This window comes from Nocardia crassostreae, from assembly GCF_001613405.1.
Taxonomy (GTDB): Bacteria; Actinomycetota; Actinomycetes; order Mycobacteriales; family Mycobacteriaceae; genus Nocardia; species Nocardia crassostreae.
This window is the reverse complement of record NZ_BDCH01000027.1, coordinates 42,147-57,472: the sequence shown is the minus strand read 5'-3', so window position 1 is coordinate 57,472 and position 15,326 is coordinate 42,147. Positions and strand designations below refer to the sequence as shown.

The 15,326-nt window shown below is 67.2% G+C and carries 16 protein-coding genes and 1 pseudogene; 6 read left to right on the top strand and 11 right to left on the bottom strand.

Features of this window, described 5'->3' with window-relative positions; genetic code table 11:
* Positions 1-137: 137 nt before the first annotated feature.
* Genes NC4_RS26715 through NC4_RS26705 form a run of 3 tightly spaced genes read left to right on the top strand, consistent with a single transcriptional unit; the run spans position 138 to position 1,188 of the window.
* Positions 138-350, top strand: coding sequence for a hypothetical protein (locus NC4_RS26715; RefSeq protein WP_157555240.1), 213 nt, complete (start codon positions 138-140; stop codon positions 348-350).
* Positions 347-655: a type II toxin-antitoxin system PemK/MazF family toxin gene (locus tag NC4_RS26710; RefSeq protein ID WP_218021307.1), complete on the top strand. Its 309-nt coding sequence runs from the start codon at positions 347-349 to the stop codon at positions 653-655. The genes NC4_RS26715 and NC4_RS26710 overlap by 4 nt, the downstream gene beginning before the upstream one ends.
* A gap of 56 nt (positions 656-711) precedes the next feature.
* Complete coding sequence (locus tag NC4_RS26705) at positions 712-1,188, top strand: hotdog fold domain-containing protein (protein WP_067543707.1); 477 nt, start codon at positions 712-714, stop codon at positions 1,186-1,188.
* Positions 1,189-1,210: 22 nt separating this feature from the next.
* Here NC4_RS26705 and NC4_RS26700 read toward each other — a convergent pair whose 3' ends face one another.
* The 5 genes from NC4_RS26700 to NC4_RS26680 form a co-directional block, all read right to left on the bottom strand.
* The gene (locus NC4_RS26700; protein WP_157555238.1) at positions 1,211-1,522 is read right to left on the bottom strand and encodes a hypothetical protein; all 312 of its coding nucleotides are present in this window, start codon (positions 1,520-1,522) and stop codon (positions 1,211-1,213) included.
* 47 nt (positions 1,523-1,569) lie between these two features.
* Positions 1,570-2,037: a hypothetical protein gene (locus NC4_RS26695; protein WP_157555236.1), complete on the bottom strand. Its 468-nt coding sequence runs from the start codon at positions 2,035-2,037 to the stop codon at positions 1,570-1,572.
* A gap of 74 nt (positions 2,038-2,111) precedes the next feature.
* The gene (locus tag NC4_RS26690) at positions 2,112-3,818 is read right to left on the bottom strand and encodes an alpha/beta hydrolase (RefSeq protein WP_067543702.1); all 1,707 of its coding nucleotides are present in this window, start codon (positions 3,816-3,818) and stop codon (positions 2,112-2,114) included.
* Positions 3,815-4,156, bottom strand: a complete 342-nt coding sequence (locus tag NC4_RS26685; RefSeq protein ID WP_067543700.1) for a hypothetical protein — start codon at positions 4,154-4,156, stop codon at positions 3,815-3,817. Before NC4_RS26685 ends, NC4_RS26690 begins: the two co-directional genes overlap by 4 nt.
* 4 nt (positions 4,157-4,160) lie before the next feature.
* A complete protein-coding gene (locus NC4_RS26680; protein WP_067543698.1) occupies positions 4,161-4,499 on the bottom strand; it encodes a hypothetical protein in 339 nt (112 codons plus the stop codon).
* Positions 4,500-4,617: 118 nt separating this feature from the next.
* Between NC4_RS26680 and NC4_RS26675 the strand changes: the two genes are divergently transcribed.
* Complete coding sequence (locus tag NC4_RS26675) at positions 4,618-5,841, top strand: lycopene cyclase family protein (RefSeq protein WP_067543696.1); 1,224 nt, start codon at positions 4,618-4,620, stop codon at positions 5,839-5,841.
* A gap of 4 nt (positions 5,842-5,845) precedes the next feature.
* Here NC4_RS26675 and NC4_RS26670 read toward each other — a convergent pair whose 3' ends face one another.
* The 4 genes from NC4_RS26670 to NC4_RS26655 form a co-directional block, all read right to left on the bottom strand.
* Entirely contained in the window at positions 5,846-6,871 is a 1,026-nt protein-coding gene (locus tag NC4_RS26670) for an SDR family oxidoreductase (protein WP_067543694.1), read from the bottom strand.
* 78 nt (positions 6,872-6,949) lie between these two features.
* Positions 6,950-7,807, bottom strand: a complete 858-nt coding sequence (locus NC4_RS26665; protein ID WP_067543759.1) for an ABC transporter permease — start codon at positions 7,805-7,807, stop codon at positions 6,950-6,952.
* Complete coding sequence (locus tag NC4_RS26660) at positions 7,804-8,616, bottom strand: ABC transporter permease (protein ID WP_067543692.1); 813 nt, start codon at positions 8,614-8,616, stop codon at positions 7,804-7,806. The genes NC4_RS26665 and NC4_RS26660 overlap by 4 nt, the downstream gene beginning before the upstream one ends.
* On the bottom strand, positions 8,613-9,617 hold the full coding sequence (locus NC4_RS26655) for a daunorubicin/doxorubicin resistance ABC transporter ATP-binding protein DrrA (RefSeq protein ID WP_067543690.1): 1,005 nt from the start codon (positions 9,615-9,617) through the stop codon (positions 8,613-8,615). The genes NC4_RS26660 and NC4_RS26655 overlap by 4 nt, the downstream gene beginning before the upstream one ends.
* Positions 9,618-9,923: 306 nt before the next feature.
* On the opposite strand from NC4_RS26655, the gene NC4_RS26650 reads away from it, so the two are divergent.
* On the top strand, positions 9,924-11,429 hold the full coding sequence (locus NC4_RS26650) for an aldehyde dehydrogenase family protein (protein ID WP_067543688.1): 1,506 nt from the start codon (positions 9,924-9,926) through the stop codon (positions 11,427-11,429).
* Between the two features lie 6 nt (positions 11,430-11,435).
* Here the strand turns inward: NC4_RS26650 and NC4_RS26645 are convergent, their stop codons facing one another.
* Together NC4_RS26645 and NC4_RS26640 are read right to left on the bottom strand one after the other, a co-directional pair.
* Positions 11,436-13,025: a nucleic acid/nucleotide deaminase domain-containing protein gene (locus tag NC4_RS26645; protein ID WP_169814876.1), complete on the bottom strand. Its 1,590-nt coding sequence runs from the start codon at positions 13,023-13,025 to the stop codon at positions 11,436-11,438.
* A gap of 122 nt (positions 13,026-13,147) precedes the next feature.
* Positions 13,148-14,391, bottom strand: a pseudogene (locus NC4_RS26640) (TetR/AcrR family transcriptional regulator).
* 126 nt (positions 14,392-14,517) lie between these two features.
* On the opposite strand from NC4_RS26640, the gene NC4_RS26635 reads away from it, so the two are divergent.
* Positions 14,518-15,312 (top strand): enoyl-CoA hydratase-related protein, encoded by a 795-nt coding sequence (locus tag NC4_RS26635; RefSeq protein ID WP_067543685.1) that lies wholly within the window; start codon positions 14,518-14,520, stop codon positions 15,310-15,312.
* The last annotated feature ends 14 nt before the right edge of the window (positions 15,313-15,326 follow it).

Here is a 15,326-nt window from a genome sequence, read left to right as displayed (position 1 = left end):
ATCGCCCCCTCCCCCACCCTTCCCTCCGATGGCCCTGCTCACACCGGGCGCCCACAGTGACACGCCCGGGCGTATCGAATAGCCCAATGGCTGCGATCGCCAACGCGGCCCGCCATACACGAAGTAGGCTCTTGAGTATGGCGAAGCTGACCGTCCGGCTGCCGGACGACCTAACCGAAGCGATCAAGGCCGAGGCGGACGGCAATGTCTCCGCATGGGTGGCGAAGGTATGCGAGGAGGCGCTCCTGCGCGCGGCCGTCCGCATGGAATTGGCGGCAGAACGCAGAACGCCAGCCGCCTTCACTTCTCACGAGGACCACGATGCGGAGATGGAGGAATTCCGATCTTGAGTCATGCTCGTGGTGAAGTTCGCGCGTATCAGGCACTCGGGCGCATCCGAAACGTATTGATCGTCAGTGCGGATCCGGTCGATGCCGAGGGCGTGTGCGTCTGCATCGACGTCACCGACGTGATGCCGATCAGCGAGAACATTGCCCTCTCACTCAGTGTCGCCGTCGGAGACGGCCTCTACGCAAAGTGCCTGAATATCTCCCGCGTCAATCCCGACAACCTGCGGGAGCTGCTGTTCACCGCAGATGAGAACGTCATGGACAGCATCGATCGAGCACTGCGGCGGCTACTGAGCCTCCAATAGGCAACCGATGGCAGCCATGACTACCCCGCATCTTACTTCCGAGTAAGATACGGGGCATGACGAATGAGACCGCCACCTACCGCGGCTGGAAGAAGCTGCCCGACAACCGCCTCGGGCACACCCTGTTCTCCCTGGGGATGGTCGCGCGGGTGCCCTACTTCGGCACCGTCCTGCCGACCGTCGTCCGCCTGGAGCCGGGCCTATGCGAGGTGACCGCCCCGAAGTGGTTCGGCATCCACAACCACCTGAGCACCTTCCACGCCATCGCCGCCTGCAACCTCGCCGAGGTAGCCATGGGCATGCTCTCCGAAGCCACCGTCCCCGGCACCCACCGCTGGATCCCCAAGGCCATGAACGTCCAATACCTGGCCAAGGCCAACTCCGGCCTCCGCGCCGTCGCCAAACTCCCCGAGGTCCCCGACTTCGCCACCATCACCGAAGGCCAGGACCTCATCGTCCCCGTCTCCATCTACGACAAGTCCGGCCTCGAAGTCGTGCACGCCGACATCACCACCTGGGTCACGCCGAAGTAGCGCTCGGCTGCAACGCGATCGGCTATGCGGTCAGCAGGACCGTGATCGCGGCTACTCCGAGAACGAACGGGGTCAGCGCCAGGATGATTCGCAGCCACCGCGGCGAGACGTAGGCGACGGTCCACTGGAAGACCGTCACCAGCAGAGCTGCGAACAGCAGATCGCCTGCGGTGTCGACGCGAGCTTCCGCCTCCGGGCACCGGTCCTCGCCGGGGCACATATCCACGGCGGCGGAATGCCACACCCACATCACGAAGGCCACGAGGAAGACCACCGCCATCAGCGCCGTCGAGATGGCGGGCGGCATCCACCAGTCCCGCTTCGCGTCCCGCACAACAGAATTGGAGTTCGCGGGAAACGAATCCCAGTCCGACCAGTCGCTCACAGCGCGTTGATCTCGGTTGGGTCGGGGTCGAGGGGTTCAAGGGCCGATTGGGGGATGCAGGGCGAGGTGCCGGTGAGGCTCAGGGATCCGTCACCCTTATCGGCGTTCTGGAGGTGCAGCCCGTAGCCGTCTTCGGTTTCCGCGACGAACACCAGTCGGCTCGAATCCGTTTCGCGCCAGCCTCGGTCCTGCCAGATCTTCGAGATCTTGTCGAAGTATTCAGCGGCAGCGCCCTGCGGGAGGCCGGTGATCCAGTAGCCGATGCTCAGATAGTGCGGACCTTCCGACTGCGAATTTCCGCTCCAGCAAGGCACCGCGATCGGGTAGAGATTGGTGTCCTTGCCCAGTAGCGGGCTGTCCGGCGTCTTGGACAACACGGCGCCGGGCGGCAGTCCTCGCAGAGTCTCGGTCATGAGCTCGTAGATTCGCTGCTGCGCCCGCCGACCGGTCAACGATTCGTCCACCTTGGCTCCTTCGTTCGAGGTGCACCCCGCCGCGATCAATACGACAGCGCCGAGAACAGCCAATCGCACACCGATCATTCGTAGTCCACCTCTGCCAGAGTTCCAGTGATGATGTAGCCCATGTTCTTCAGCGATCTGGAGTCCATCTCCCAGTACTCGCTATGGGCGTCGAAGCTGTAGGGCGTCGCCTCGCCGACCAGCAATCTGGCGGGCAACGGGATCACCTGCGACACGACCTCCGCGGCCACCGGCAACACCGGACTGGCGGTGCCGGGGTCGGATGTGAAGACCTGAGCCCCGAAGTCCGCCTCGGTCGGATCGGGACCGTAATCATCGCTGTAGCCGAGCCCGGCGATATGCGGATACAACGGAACCGGGTCGTTCGCCGCCTTCGTCGCGAAAACGTGCTGATACTCCTGACCATCCGGAACGCCGGTCAGGCTGAAGTCCGCGGCATGGTCGACGGTGGTTCCAGGACTGGCGACCAGGACGACCGCGTCCGCATTCAGCGTTCTCCCGTGCGAGGCGGCATCGCCGACGACGGTGGTGCCGTAGCTGTGGCCGAGAACGGTGTTCCGAGAAGGATCTCCCTCGTGGGTGACGCGTAGACCTTCCTGAAATCTGTCCAGCGCGGGAGCCGCGGCATCGGCGAAATCACGCTGTGTCGCGTCGTACAGGACGGTCTGCGGCGCGTCATACCCGAACCATGCGATGGATACCGGATTCTCCGCTCCCGCCCAGCGCGCCTGACGGCTCATGGCGTCCAAGCGCCCCATATCCGCCCCCATTTTCGATGGTTCGGATCCGGTGCCGGGGACATAAGTGGTGATGTGGCTGGCCTTGTCGGGGTTGCCGTCCGCGACAACCGTGTGCACTCGATCCCCTGTCACGCTGTCCAAGTGCAGTAGCAATCGGCCGGTATGCTTCGGATCGCTGATGACTTCCTTGATTTTGCTCAGATCGTCGTGTGTGCCGACGCGGAATTCCGCGGCGTCCAGGCGGGCTTTCCATTCGCCGAAGCCGGGTCGCGTCGCCAGCCAGGAGTCGGCCTCCTTGCTGGTACCCAGGTATTGGTCGTGGAGCCAGAGGGCGTTCTTGTCTTCGTCGGAGAGGGTTGTCCAGTAGTCGTGGAATTCCTTCGGGTCGGTGGGGAGCTGTGATTTGCCGTCGAGGATGTCTTGGACTTGGCGGCTGCGTTCGCCGAGTTTGACGGGGAGGCCTGCCGGGAGGGTCTTCACGTCGCCGAGGGGTTGGAAGGCGGCGTCTATGGAGGCGGTGGTGTTTTCGATTATTTGTCCGAGACCGGCGAGGGCTCGTTTGATCGGGGTTTCGTGGAAGTTCTTGGCTCGGTCGTCGAGAGCGGCTTGGGCCGTGGTGATTTCGGCGGGGGTGGCGTCGGCGGGGAGGGAGAGGCGGGCGTCGGGGGCGGTGACGGTGCCGTCTTCGGCGACCTTGAACTTTTGTTGTTCGGTCAGGTCTATGGCGGCGGTGGTGACCTGTTTGGCGGTGGCGATTTTGGATTGGCCGGTGGTGGCCGCGGTGACGGCGGTGGTGAGGGCGTCGACCGCCTTGCGGGAGGTTGTGACGGTTTCGGTGGTGGCGGTGCGGGCGCGGTCGCCTGCTGCGCCGATCCAGTAGGTGGTGGAGGCTTCGTAGTCGCGGGCGGCTTGGTCCAGGGCGAGTTGGAGGGAGTCGCGGAGGGTTGTCCACTCCTTGATTTGGGGGGTGAGGGAGTCCGGCTGGATGTTGTACGCCTGGGACTTCGTCGCGGGGGCGGTCATGGCTTGGGGAGATGGGTTGTTGCCGAGACGATGTCGAGGCGGACGGCGTGGTCGGTGTGGTGGAAGGCGTCCACGCAGAGGACGGTGTTGTTGCCGATTTTCTCCAGGGCTTGGCCTACGGACTTGAAGGCGTCGGCGGTGTCGCGGAAGCGGGAGGCGCAGACGCTGCCGAGACGGAAGCCCGCGAAGCCGGATTGGACGGCGGGGGTGGCGTGGCCGATGGGGTTGCCGTCGGGGGCGGCGGTCGCGAGGTCGGTGCCGTGGGTGCGCATGGACGTGGCGAGGGCTAGAGCGTCGGCCTGGTCGATGCTCAGGGATTCGGCTAGTCGGCTGCCCATGGGTTCAGCCAGCCGATTGCTGGGGTAGGGGGTTGTTCATGGCGTCGCGGATCGCGCCGACCGTGGCGTCGAAGTGCGGGTCGGCGCGGAATTCGGTCAGGGCGGTGCGGGCCTGTTCTCGGGCGTCGGCGAGAGCCCGTGCCGCGAGGGCGGTGAGTTGGCGGCTCAGTTCGTCGCCGCCGAGGGAGAGGGCGTGGTCGTCGATGCGAATGGTGAGGTCGCCGTCGGCGCAGGCCTCGACCCACAGCAGGCCGCTGCGGGATTGGGAGCGCGAACGGGCGGTGGTCAGCGCCTCGGCGAGTTGGGTTGTTCGGCGTTCCAGTGGATCGCTGTCGTTCCGCATCGGGCCCCCGAATCGGATGATTGCTCGAAGTTTGCACGATAGCAGGAGCGTATGGATCACGACCGGTGAGACGGGGTGGGGGCTGGCGGGGAGGAAAACCGGCTGTTTGAATGCGGGTATGAGTGGCCGGGAGGTTGGCAGCGCTGCCGACGTGTGTGTGGTGGGGCTCGGACCGACGGGGCGAGCCCTGGCACATCGGGCGATGGTGGCCGGATTGCGGGTGGTGGCGGTGGATCCCCGGCCCGAGCGGCCGTGGGGACCGACCTATTCGTGCTGGGTGGACGAGCTGCCGGAGTGGTTGCCGCACAGTGCGATCGCCAGCCGGATCGAGCGGCCCGCGGTGTGGACCAAGCAGGAGCATCGGATTCCGCGGCCCTATTGTGTGCTGTCGAAGCAAGGACTGCGGGATGCGCTGCCATTGGATGACGCCACGGTGATCGCGGGGCGGGCGCGCACGGTCGAGGCGCATCGGGTGGAACTGGCCGATGGGACCGAGGTCCGGGCTGCGGCGGTGTTCGATACACGGGGGCAGGCTTCGCCGGGGAAGCGGCGGAGTGCCAGTGCGCATGGGATTTTCGTGGATGAGGATATTGCCGCGCCCATGGTGACGCCGGGCGAGGGGCTCATGCTGGATTGGCGGGCGGAGAACGGGGCGGGGCCGGATGAGCCGCCGTCGTTTCTCTACGCGGTGCCGCTCGGGGACGGGACGGTCATTTTCGAGGAGACGAGCCTGGGGCTGCGGGGCGGGATGCCGCAGCACGAGCTGCGCAGACGGACATTGAATCGGCTTGCGGCGCATGGGATTCGACTGAAGGGTGACGAGCCTACCGAGGCGGCGCACTATCCGCTCGACGATATGCCGCCGAAAGCCGGTCTCGGGCAGGTGATTCCGTACGGTTCGCGGGGCGGGATGATGCATCCGATCACCGGATACTGTGTGGCGGATTCACTGTCGCTGGCCGATATCGCGATCGGCGCGCTCCGCGCGGGCGCGGATCCGATCGCGGCCATGTGGCCCTGGCAGGCGCGGCTGGTCTACTGGATGCGCATGCGCGGGGTGTACGGGCTGGGGCGGCTCACGACCGATCAGTCGATCGCTATGTTCGACGCGTTCTTCACCCGGCCGCCGCGACAGCAGCGGGCGCTGCTGTCGGCACACGACGATTACACCGCGCTGGGCTCGGCGCTGTTCATGACGGTCGCGACGACCTGGCCGTTCCGGTGGCGGTACGACCTGGTGGGGTGGACCAACCGGAATCGCTGGGTGGATTGGGATTTCGGGCGTCCGGAGCCGGGCAGCCGCCGGGAGGTCCCCGATCACGAGGACTCCCCCGCCCCCTGAGCGACTACACCCAGTTCTCGATCCAGTACTTCCAGATGACGGGCGCGTACCCGGCCAGCGGCGGCACCTTGATATCGCTGCCCGCCAGCACCGCACCGGTATGGCGGGAGTCGAAGCGGCAGGTGAACTCGCTGTGCTCGATAACATCCATCGGCAGCCCCACCTGTCGCAGCGCCCAGCCCATACCGGGCACGCGCAGTGTCATATCGAGGGTCTGCTTGGGCATGACCTCGACCAGATGCGGCGCCCCCGCCTCGTCGGCGAACAGGTTGAAGACCTCGGCGACGGTCTGACGCCGCGGATCGACCAGGTGATAGGTGGTCTGGTCGGCATCGGGCTGATGAGCGATGTGATCCAGCGCCCGCGCCACGAAATCCACGGGGACGATATTGGTTTCGCCCAGCTTCGGCGCGACGACGGGCAGGATGCGCGGCAGCTGGGCGGCCATGCGCAGCAGCCGGAAGAAGTAGTAGGGCCCGTCGATGCGGTCGATCTCACCGGTGCGGGAGTGCCCGATGACGATGGACGGCCGGTAGATCCGCCAGGGCACGCCGGATTCCCGCACGACCTGTTCGGCCTTCAGCATGGCGCGCTGGTAGGAGGTCGGCAGCAGCTGCCCGACATCGAACATGTTCTCGGTGAACGCGCCCTCGAAGTTCCCGGCGACCTGCGCCGTCGAAACGTGGTGCAGTTGGCCCGCTTCCAGCGCGGCGGCGAGTTCGGTGACCCGCCGGGTCCCGCCGCCGGGCGGCACCGAGTCGTAGCCCGCCGCCAAATGGACGATGTGGTCGATCGACCCCCGCTGCGGCTCGATCCAGGCCGGGTCGACCCCGAGTCCGGGTGCGCTGAGATCGCCGCGAACGGGGCGCACCCGTCCGGGTGCGTCCCACGCCCGCATGCAGCGGTTGAAGCGCAGTACCGAATCCTCGCCCGGCCGGACCAGGACATGGATATCGCCGTCACGCTTCAGAAGTTCGGGGACCAGAAACCGACCGATGAACCCAATTGCCCCGGTAACCAGGTAAGCCATGCGCCTACCCTATCGTGACGCGCGCCATACCCATTCTGCGACACCGCAAATAGCCCATAGCTCGCAGATGGTGCGGGGTTAGGCCCCGGTCTCGGCCGCCTTCCGGTATCCGCGAATCGCCGGGTACGCGAAAATCACGATCATCCCGACCGTCCACGCCACCGTCTTCAACAGCGGCGTCGCGATCGGCCCGTCGTAGGCCAGCCCGCGCATGGCATCGATGGCGGTACTCATGGGCTGGTTCTCCACCGTCGACTGCAACCACACCGGATACGCGAACACCGGCACGAATCCGGAGTTGAAGAACATCAGCAGCGTATTGATGATGCTGATGATGCTCACCAGCATCACGCCCTCGGAGAATGTCGCCAGCGCCGTCGCCATGACCGCGAACCCGATGCCGAACAGGATCGGAATACCGAGCATGGCAATGGAAGCGAGCGGCCCGTACCAGAATTTGAAGCCCAGGCAGACGCCGACGGCGAGCACGAACAACGAGGTGATCAGAATGCGCACCGCCTCGGCCATGAGCCGCCCGGTGAGCCCGGCCGCGCGGTGCACGGGCATGGTCCAGAACCGCCCGAGCAGCCCCGTCGCCTTCTCGGTCTTGAAGCCGAGCGCGCTCACCACCGCGCCGGACATGGCCGCCACCAGCATGACCATCGGCGTGGTGCCGTAGATGCTGGGCATTCCGGTGGCCGTGGTGATCGAATCGCCCAGCACCACACGGAACATGAGCAGCGTGGCCGCCGGATAGGCGAGCGTCTGAATGGTGGTCGCAGGATCGCGCGCCCACCCGATGAGCAGTCGCTTGCACTGGATGAGGCTCTGCTCCAGCCAGATCGACAGCGCTTTCTCCGACCGCGGCTTCACCTGCGGCAGCGGCTGATGCCCCGCCCAGGAATCCTGGGCCGGTGTCTCGATGACAGAACTCATGACCGCCTCACACCCGCCCATACCGCCAGCGGCGCGAAGACGACCGCGAGCCCGACCAACCACACCAGGGGCACCCACAGCACCTGCCAGGTCACCCCGCCCGCCGCCATATCCCGCAGCGCGAAGGAGAATTGCGAAATCGGCTGATTGCGCACGAACGGCCGAATCCACATCGGGAATCCGGATTCCGGCACGAACCCGCACGACAGCATGCCGAATATCAGCGTCGGCAATGTCAAAGCCTGACTCAGGGATTCGGGACTCTTGGTCAGCGAGCCGAGCGCATCCGCGCCCAGCGCCAGCACCGTGCCGACGGCGAGGGAGAACCCGCAGAACAGGAACGCCTGCCCCCAGCCCGCCTCGAATCTGAAGCCGATCATGTGTCCCCAGCCGATGGCCGCGATGAGCGAGACCACCGACCGCACCAGCCCGGCGCTCACCCGCGACAGCAGCGGCACCAGTTTCCCGATGGGCATGGTCTGCATGCGCGTATTCAGTCCGGTCATGGCCTCGAACGCCGCCAGCTGCGCATTCGACATCATGGTGAAGGACATGGTCTGCAGCACGATGATCGGCATGACGAACTGCGCGTAGTCGATACCGCGGAACTGCATGACGTATTTGAGCGGCAGATAGAACCCGAGGGTGAACACCAGCGGCGTGATGACCGCGACAATGAGCTCACCCTTGGTGGCCATGACCCAGACGATGCGTCCGGTCAGCGCCCGCCACTGCGCGAAGCTGGAGGGTTTGGCGTGCCCGACATCCGCGAACAGATCCCGGTCCGCCGTGACGGCGGGCGCACTCATTCCTTACCCCCGGAGTGTCCGGTGAGCGAGAGGAACACATCGTCGAGCGAGGGCCGCCGCAGCCCGATATCGGCGAGTTGCACGCCCGCGCCGTCGAGCCGCCGCAGCGCCTCGGACAGGGTGGCCGCGCCCTCCGGCGCCGGAATCGAAATCCGGTCGTTGCCAGCGATTTCCGCGAGCACGGCGGCGGGCACCAGATCACCCAGCGCGTCGGCGACCTGGCTCAGGTGCGTCGGATCCAGCGGCACGATCTCGCAGTAGCTGCCGCCGGTCTTCTCTTTGAGGGCGTCCGCGGTGCCCTCGGCGATGACGGTGCCCTTGTCGATGACGATGATGTTGTCGCTGAGCACATCGGCCTCTTCGAGGTACTGCGTGGTCAGCAGGACGGTGATGCCCTGATTCTTGAGCGCGGTGACCAGATCCCATACGCCCTGGCGGCTGCGCGGGTCCAGACCGGTGGTCGGCTCGTCGAGGAAGACCACCTCGGGCCGGACGACCAGTCCGCACGCGATATCGACGCGCCGCCGCATACCGCCGGAGTAGTGCCGGACCGCCCGCCGACCCGCACCGGTGAGATCGAACTCCTCGAGCAGGGTGTCGGCCCGCTGCCGGGCGTCCTTGCGTCCCAGGCCCATGAGCCGCCCGAACAGTTCCAGGTTCTCGCGCCCGGAGAGGTTCTCGTCGAGGGCCGCGTACTGCCCGGTCATCATGATCGACCGCCGCACCGCGGCGGGATCCTTGCGCACATCGTGCCCGGCGATCCGCGCGATGCCGGAGTCCGGCCGCAGCAGGGTCGACAGAATCTTGACCGTGGTGGTCTTGCCCGCGCCATTGGGTCCGAGGATGCCGAGCACGCGCCCGCGGTCGGCGGTGAAGCTGATGCCCTGCAGCGCGTGCACATCGCCGAAGGACTTGCGAACGTCTTCGACATATACCGCCGGTTCGCTTCCCGTGTGCTGGGTGTCGGCCGGTTGCGAATCCGGTTTGTCCACGCTGGGCATCAACTCTCCACTATCGGCTGGGCGGGCAATCGAGTCACCCCGTTCGGCAGGTCCCCACATCCCTTCGGGGATGATCCGCTCCGCCGCGGCTGATGTTACCGGCGCAACTGGTTCGGGGCCGTTTCTGATCAGAAGCGGGCCTCGGGAAAACGTGTCCTTGGTCACAAACCGACGGGTTCACGCATAGCTGCTGTTCGCGGCGCAGACCGCCCGGTACGCGGGGACTTCGCTACCTTGTCGCATCTGCGCCTCGAACCATAGTCTGGCCTCACGGGGAGATATTCAGCTGGCCACGAGAGGGTAACCATGGCCGAGTCCGCGCAGTCGCGAGCATCAGAGCCTGCCGGGCCGCGCTCCACGGGACGCACCAACACCGGCCGGGCCAAGGTGCTGACCTCGTTCGATCCGCGCACCGGGGAGGTCGTCGGCGATTTCGCCCTCATGGGCGGCGGCGAGGTGACCCGCAGTGTGCGCGCCGCCAGAACCGCCGGACAATGGTGGGCGGCAATCGGATTCGCCAAGCGCAAACGCTGGCTGCTGGACTGGAAGCGCACCATTGCCCGCGGCACCCGCGAACTGGTGGAGCTGGTCAGCAGCGAAACCGGTAAGCCGCGCATGGACGCCGCCATCGAGGTGACCCTCGCGGTCGAGCATCTGGATTGGGTCGCGCGCCACGCCGAGCGGACCCTGAGCCGCTCCACCCGCGCCGCCACCGGTTTGCGCCTGGACCGGCCGGGCACGGTGGGCCATCTGCCGCTGGGCGTGGTGGGCGTCCTCGGGCCCTGGCACAATCCGGTTCTCACGCCGATGAATTCGATCGCCGCCGCCATGGGCGCGGGCAATGCGGTGGTCTTCAAACCCAGTGAGCTCACCCCGGGCGTCGGCGCCTGGCTCGCCGAAACCTGGACCCGTCTGGCCCCGAATCAGCCTGTGCTGCGAGTGGTCACCGGTGACAGCGGGACCGCCGCGGCGCTCTGCCGGGCCCGGCTGGACAAGATCGCCTACACCGGCTCCGCCGCCGGGGCGCGCGAGGTGCGGACGCTGTGCGCGCAATCGGCCACACCGCTGACCATCGAGGAGAGCGGCCGCGGATCCATGGTCGTCCAGGTCGATACCCGCCTCGATACCGCCGCCGCGGCGGCGGTATACGGCGCCATGGCCAACTCCGGTCAGCATCCGGCCGGAATCCGGAGCGTCTATGTGGCCGAATCCGTCTACGAGCCGTTCCTGGAACTGGTCGTCGATCAGGCCCGGCGGTTGCGGCCCGGCGCGGACCGCCGGGCCTCCTACGGCCCCATGGTGATCGAGTCCCATATCGACGCCGTCCGCCGTCAGGTCCGCGATGCGCTCACCCGCGGTGGTCGTTCGGTGGTCGGCAGCCTGGAATCGCTGCGCGAGCCCTATATCGAACCCATCGTGCTCACCGAGGTCCCGGAGGTCAGCCTCGCCGCCACCGGCGAGGCGGTCGGCCCGGTGCTGGTGGTGAACCGGGTGGCCTCCATGGACGAGGCCGTCGACCGCGTCAATGCCCGCGAAAGACCCTCGCCGGTAGCGGTTTTCACCCGTGATGTGCGCAGCGTGCCGGAGTTCGCGGTCCGGCTGCGCACCGATCTGGTCACCGTCAATGCCGCGCCGGTGTTCGGTGTGAACGGTCCCGGCCGCATTCGCAATGCCGATACGCTGCGCGAATTCGCCCGCGCCCAGACCATTACCGAGAAGCGCCGGGACCCGGCCGGACTGGGCACCTTCGACCATCAGCCGCGGCGGCTGCGCATGGCCCGGGCCCTGTTCCGCTTCCGGCACCGGGTCTGAGCGCGGCTACTTCGCCGCGCCGCCCCCTTGCTCGATGAGCAGCGCCAGTACCGCTGCGGCGGCGTCGGCGGTCCGGGTGTCGTCGGTCCACGGGATCGAATAGCCCACCGGCACGGTCGATCCCAGCTGCTGTTCCAGCATCGGGCCGCAGGTGGTGCAGGGCTGCCGCTCGCTGTAGAACTCCGTGATCTGCTCGGGGGTGAAGCCCCGCTCGATCAGCTGCTTGGCGATCTCCTGTTCGGCATTGCTGCCGGAACCGGTGCTGATTCCGATGACCAGCGGACCGGTCTTGGGATCGTTCCAGCTCGGCACGCGCGCGACCGCGACATTCTTGGCATTGTCGGCGGCCGCGGCGGCCCGCGCCTGATAGGCCGCGCGGCTCAGCTCATCGCTGTTGTACGGAATCTGCTTGTAGGACGGCTGGTTCCGGAGCGCGTTCTGCTGATTGCGGAGGCCGCCGACGGCCTTGTCGATCTCGGCCTGCGCGGTGGCCAGCGCCTGCACCTGCACACTGGCGCTGTAGGGAATGCTGTAGGTGATCGTCACATCCCGGCCCTGCGCATCGGCTTCGGCCTGCTTGCGCGCCTTGATCCCGGCGACAATGGGCGCGACGCTGGCATCGACGCAGCTGAGCACGCCGCTGCCATTGAGCGGAAGGGTCTGGGCCGCACTGCAACCCGCCGCGGGTTGCCCGTCGACGGTGACCGCCGCCTGCATGGTGGCGGCGACGCTGCCCGTCACGGCGGCGCCATTGGTCGCGGTGGCCGAGCTGGTGACATTCACCGTGACCGTGCACGCGGCATCGGTGCAGTTGATATTGCCGGAGCGGTCGAAGTCGAATTCGACGCCGACATTGAGCGCGTTGTGCAGCTGCTGGGTGGCGGCGACCAGATCGTCGTAGGCGCGATCGCGGTCGGCGGCGGTCGGCATCACGAACAGGATGGTGCCGGAATCCGGTAGCCGCGCACCGATCTCGCTGTCGCCGGTCCAGGTGGCGGACTCCGGTGTCGGCTCCAATTGCAGGATGCGATAGGGGGCCTTCTCCGTCACGGCCAGCACACCGGCGGGGGTCTCGACCCGGATGGCATCCTCGGCGCCGATGCGCACCCGCGCATTCGGGTCGCCGTCACGGGGGAAGTCGGCGGTCTGCCGCAATGCGTTCATGAGCGCGGCGGCCAGGTCGTGCGGTTTCAGGGTTACGGCGGGCAGCGCGGCGGCGAGGTCCGGATTCCCGGTGACCCAGCGCCCCGTCACCGACGAAGCCTCCACCCCCGCAGGCAGATTCGACTTGAGCAGGTTCTCCGGCGGTTTGACGTAGGTCTTGTCCCCCAGGGTCAGCACCTCGGTCTGCTGTCCGGCTTCGTTCACCTTCCCGAGCGTCTCGCCGCCCGACGTGGCGCGCATATCCCAATTCCCGCCCGCACCATCGGTTCCGGTGCACTGCACCACCGATTGCGTCATCAGATCCAGCACGGCGGAGTAGAAGGGCAGCTTGTTCTGCGCGGCGACCGGATGGCCCGGCACGGTCGAGCAGCCCGCCGCGACCAGTACCCCCGTGACCAGCGCACCGAGCACGGCGGTTGTGTGTGAACGCATCGACCATCCCCCTTGTGACCCTTTTGCATTGCACCCCATGCGGGACGGTTGCCGAATCTATCCGATCCCGCGACCGTCCACCGCACGGTAGGGGTTGTCTCCCCGGTCACACCGGAGGCGGATCATTCGGGCTGGGACTCTTCGCGATTGGCGCCCAGCAGCACGGCGTGCATGAGCGCGGCGACGCGGGCCATGCTCTGCGGCCGGGTGTCGAAGCGAATGCGGCGCCCCACATCGATGACCTGCCCGATGGCGGCGTGCACCCGGAACCGGGCCTCGACCTGATCGCCTTCGAGCAGGTTGGCCCATTCGAGCACGTTCTGCCGCTGGATCGAGCGCAGCCGATGCTGTTCGGAGGCGGGCAGATTGGAGAACTCCGCGAAGTACACGGGCAGGATCTCGGGCATGGCGAAGGTCATGCGCGCGAACCGATCGGCAATGCGCACGGCGGCATCGGGGCGGCTGGTCGCCTCGGACAGCGCCTCGGCATTGGCGATGGCGACCCGTTCCCCGGTGCGGTGGAAGGCGGCGGCGAGCAGATCGGACTTACTGCTGAAGTACCGGTACACGCTGGAGGCATTGATTCCGGCGGCCGCGCCGATCTCCTCGATGCTGGCCTCGTGGTACCCCTGCCGCCCGAAGATGCGAATGGCCTCGGTGAGCAGCTGTTCCCGCTTGGAGATGACCGGCAGTCCGCGCACGATGCCGTCCCCGGTGACCGGCGGCGCGGCGGGCGGCAGATCGGCGCGCAGGATGTCCCAGCAGATGTCGTTGAGCAGGCTCACCAGTCGGGCATTGGACAGGGCGGTGCGGTGGCCGGTAATGCTGCCGACCTCGCTGAGCACGGCCGCGGCCCGCAGTTTGACGTCCTCGGCCGGGGCGTCGGGATACAGCTGGGCGACGGCCGCCTCGAAGGCCTCGTGCAGATCTATATATATATGACGCGGATCCGAGCGCGATCCGCGCGCTCGAGATACCGTCGCTCCCACCGATACAGTCCGCCCTCGCGGCGGCGCTCGATGGTGTGCTCGGCAATGCCGCGAATCAGCGCGGTGAGTCGCGGTTCCGGTTCGAGCCGCGGATCGTCGGCGGCCTTGGCGGCATCCAGCAACTGCTGGGCGCCCATTTCGGCGGCGGCAACGAGCAGGGCGTACTTATTGGTGAAGTGCCGGTAGAGCGCGGGCCCGGAAATGCCGACCTCGGCGGCGATCTCGTCCACGCCGACGGGGTGATAGCCCCGCTCAGCGAAGGCACGGGCGGCAACGCCCACGATTTGCGCCTTGCGATTCTTGGGCCGCCGCCGCGGGGCGGAATCGGCGTCGGGTCGCACGGAAGCGAGTCCTGCCTCGCTGCGATCGGCGACCATGCACTTCTCCTTCTCCAACGGCACCGGCTGTTGACAGTACCGGACGAGTGATCCTAAGTTAACCACAATTCGCACAGCTGAACACATCGCGCGGCTAATTCACGGCACGCGGGGGCAGGAGCAGTCATGACCGGAACGGCTACGACCCCGGGGTTCACCGCGGTGCTGGACGGGCGGGTGCTGCGCATCACCATCACCAATCCGAAGCGGAAGAACGCCATCAGCTACGACACGATGCTCGGGCTCGGCGATACGGTGCGGGCCGCCGCGGACGACCCGGCCGTCCGGGTCATCGTGGTGACGGGCGAGGGCGGCGATTTCTGCACCGGCGCGGACCTGTCGGCGGAGGCGGAGTACGCGGAGCGCGGCATTACCAATGCCATGATCCTGGATGCCGCCAATGCCATGACCAAGGCCATTGTGGAGTCGCCGCTCCCGGTCATCGCCCGTATCAAGGGCGCGGCCGCCGGGATCGGCGTGGCCGTCGTCCTGGCCGCGGATCTCACCTATGCCGCGCGGGACTCCTATCTGCTGCTGGCCTTCATCAATATCGGGCTCATGCCCGACGGTGGCGCGGCCGCCCTGGTCGCCGCCGCGGCCGGACGCCCGCTGGCCGCCGAAATGGCGCTGCTCGGCCAGCGGCTGCCGGTCGCCGAGGCCGCGACACACGGTCTCATCACCGGCGTCTACTCCGCTGCCGAGCTCGACGCCAAGGTCGAGGCCGCCGCGGACAAGCTCGCGCACGGCCCGCGCCGCGCCCTCGAGCTCACCAAGCGGGCGCTGAACGGCGCGGCCCTGGCCGCGCTCGATGCCGCCCTCGCCGAGGAGAAGACCGGCCAGGTCGAACTGCTGGACTCGGCCGACTTCGCCGAGGGCGTGGCCGCCATGCTCGGCAAGTGCAAGGCGGTCTTCACCGAGTAGCGGTCCGGCCGCCC

Excerpts from the sequence above, each read along its gene's own strand:
- NC4_RS26715 (WP_157555240.1), top strand. The coding sequence starts at position 138 with ATGGCGAAGCTGACCGTCCGGCTGCCGGACGACCTAACCGAAGCGATC.
- NC4_RS26705 (WP_067543707.1), top strand. The coding sequence starts at position 712 with ATGACGAATGAGACCGCCACCTACCGCGGCTGGAAGAAGCTGCCCGAC.
- NC4_RS26690 (WP_067543702.1), bottom strand. The coding sequence starts at position 3,818 with ATGACCGCCCCCGCGACGAAGTCCCAGGCGTACAACATCCAGCCGGAC.
- NC4_RS26685 (WP_067543700.1), bottom strand. The coding sequence starts at position 4,156 with ATGGGCAGCCGACTAGCCGAATCCCTGAGCATCGACCAGGCCGACGCT.
- NC4_RS26680 (WP_067543698.1), bottom strand. The coding sequence starts at position 4,499 with ATGCGGAACGACAGCGATCCACTGGAACGCCGAACAACCCAACTCGCC.
- NC4_RS26675 (WP_067543696.1), top strand. The coding sequence starts at position 4,618 with ATGAGTGGCCGGGAGGTTGGCAGCGCTGCCGACGTGTGTGTGGTGGGG.
- NC4_RS26670 (WP_067543694.1), bottom strand. The coding sequence starts at position 6,871 with ATGGCTTACCTGGTTACCGGGGCAATTGGGTTCATCGGTCGGTTTCTG.
- NC4_RS26665 (WP_067543759.1), bottom strand. The coding sequence starts at position 7,807 with ATGAGTTCTGTCATCGAGACACCGGCCCAGGATTCCTGGGCGGGGCAT.
- NC4_RS26660 (WP_067543692.1), bottom strand. The coding sequence starts at position 8,616 with ATGAGTGCGCCCGCCGTCACGGCGGACCGGGATCTGTTCGCGGATGTC.
- NC4_RS26655 (WP_067543690.1), bottom strand. The coding sequence starts at position 9,617 with ATGCCCAGCGTGGACAAACCGGATTCGCAACCGGCCGACACCCAGCAC.
- NC4_RS26650 (WP_067543688.1), top strand. The coding sequence starts at position 9,924 with ATGGCCGAGTCCGCGCAGTCGCGAGCATCAGAGCCTGCCGGGCCGCGC.
- NC4_RS26645 (WP_169814876.1), bottom strand. The coding sequence starts at position 13,025 with ATGCGTTCACACACAACCGCCGTGCTCGGTGCGCTGGTCACGGGGGTA.
- NC4_RS26635 (WP_067543685.1), top strand. The coding sequence starts at position 14,518 with ATGACCGGAACGGCTACGACCCCGGGGTTCACCGCGGTGCTGGACGGG.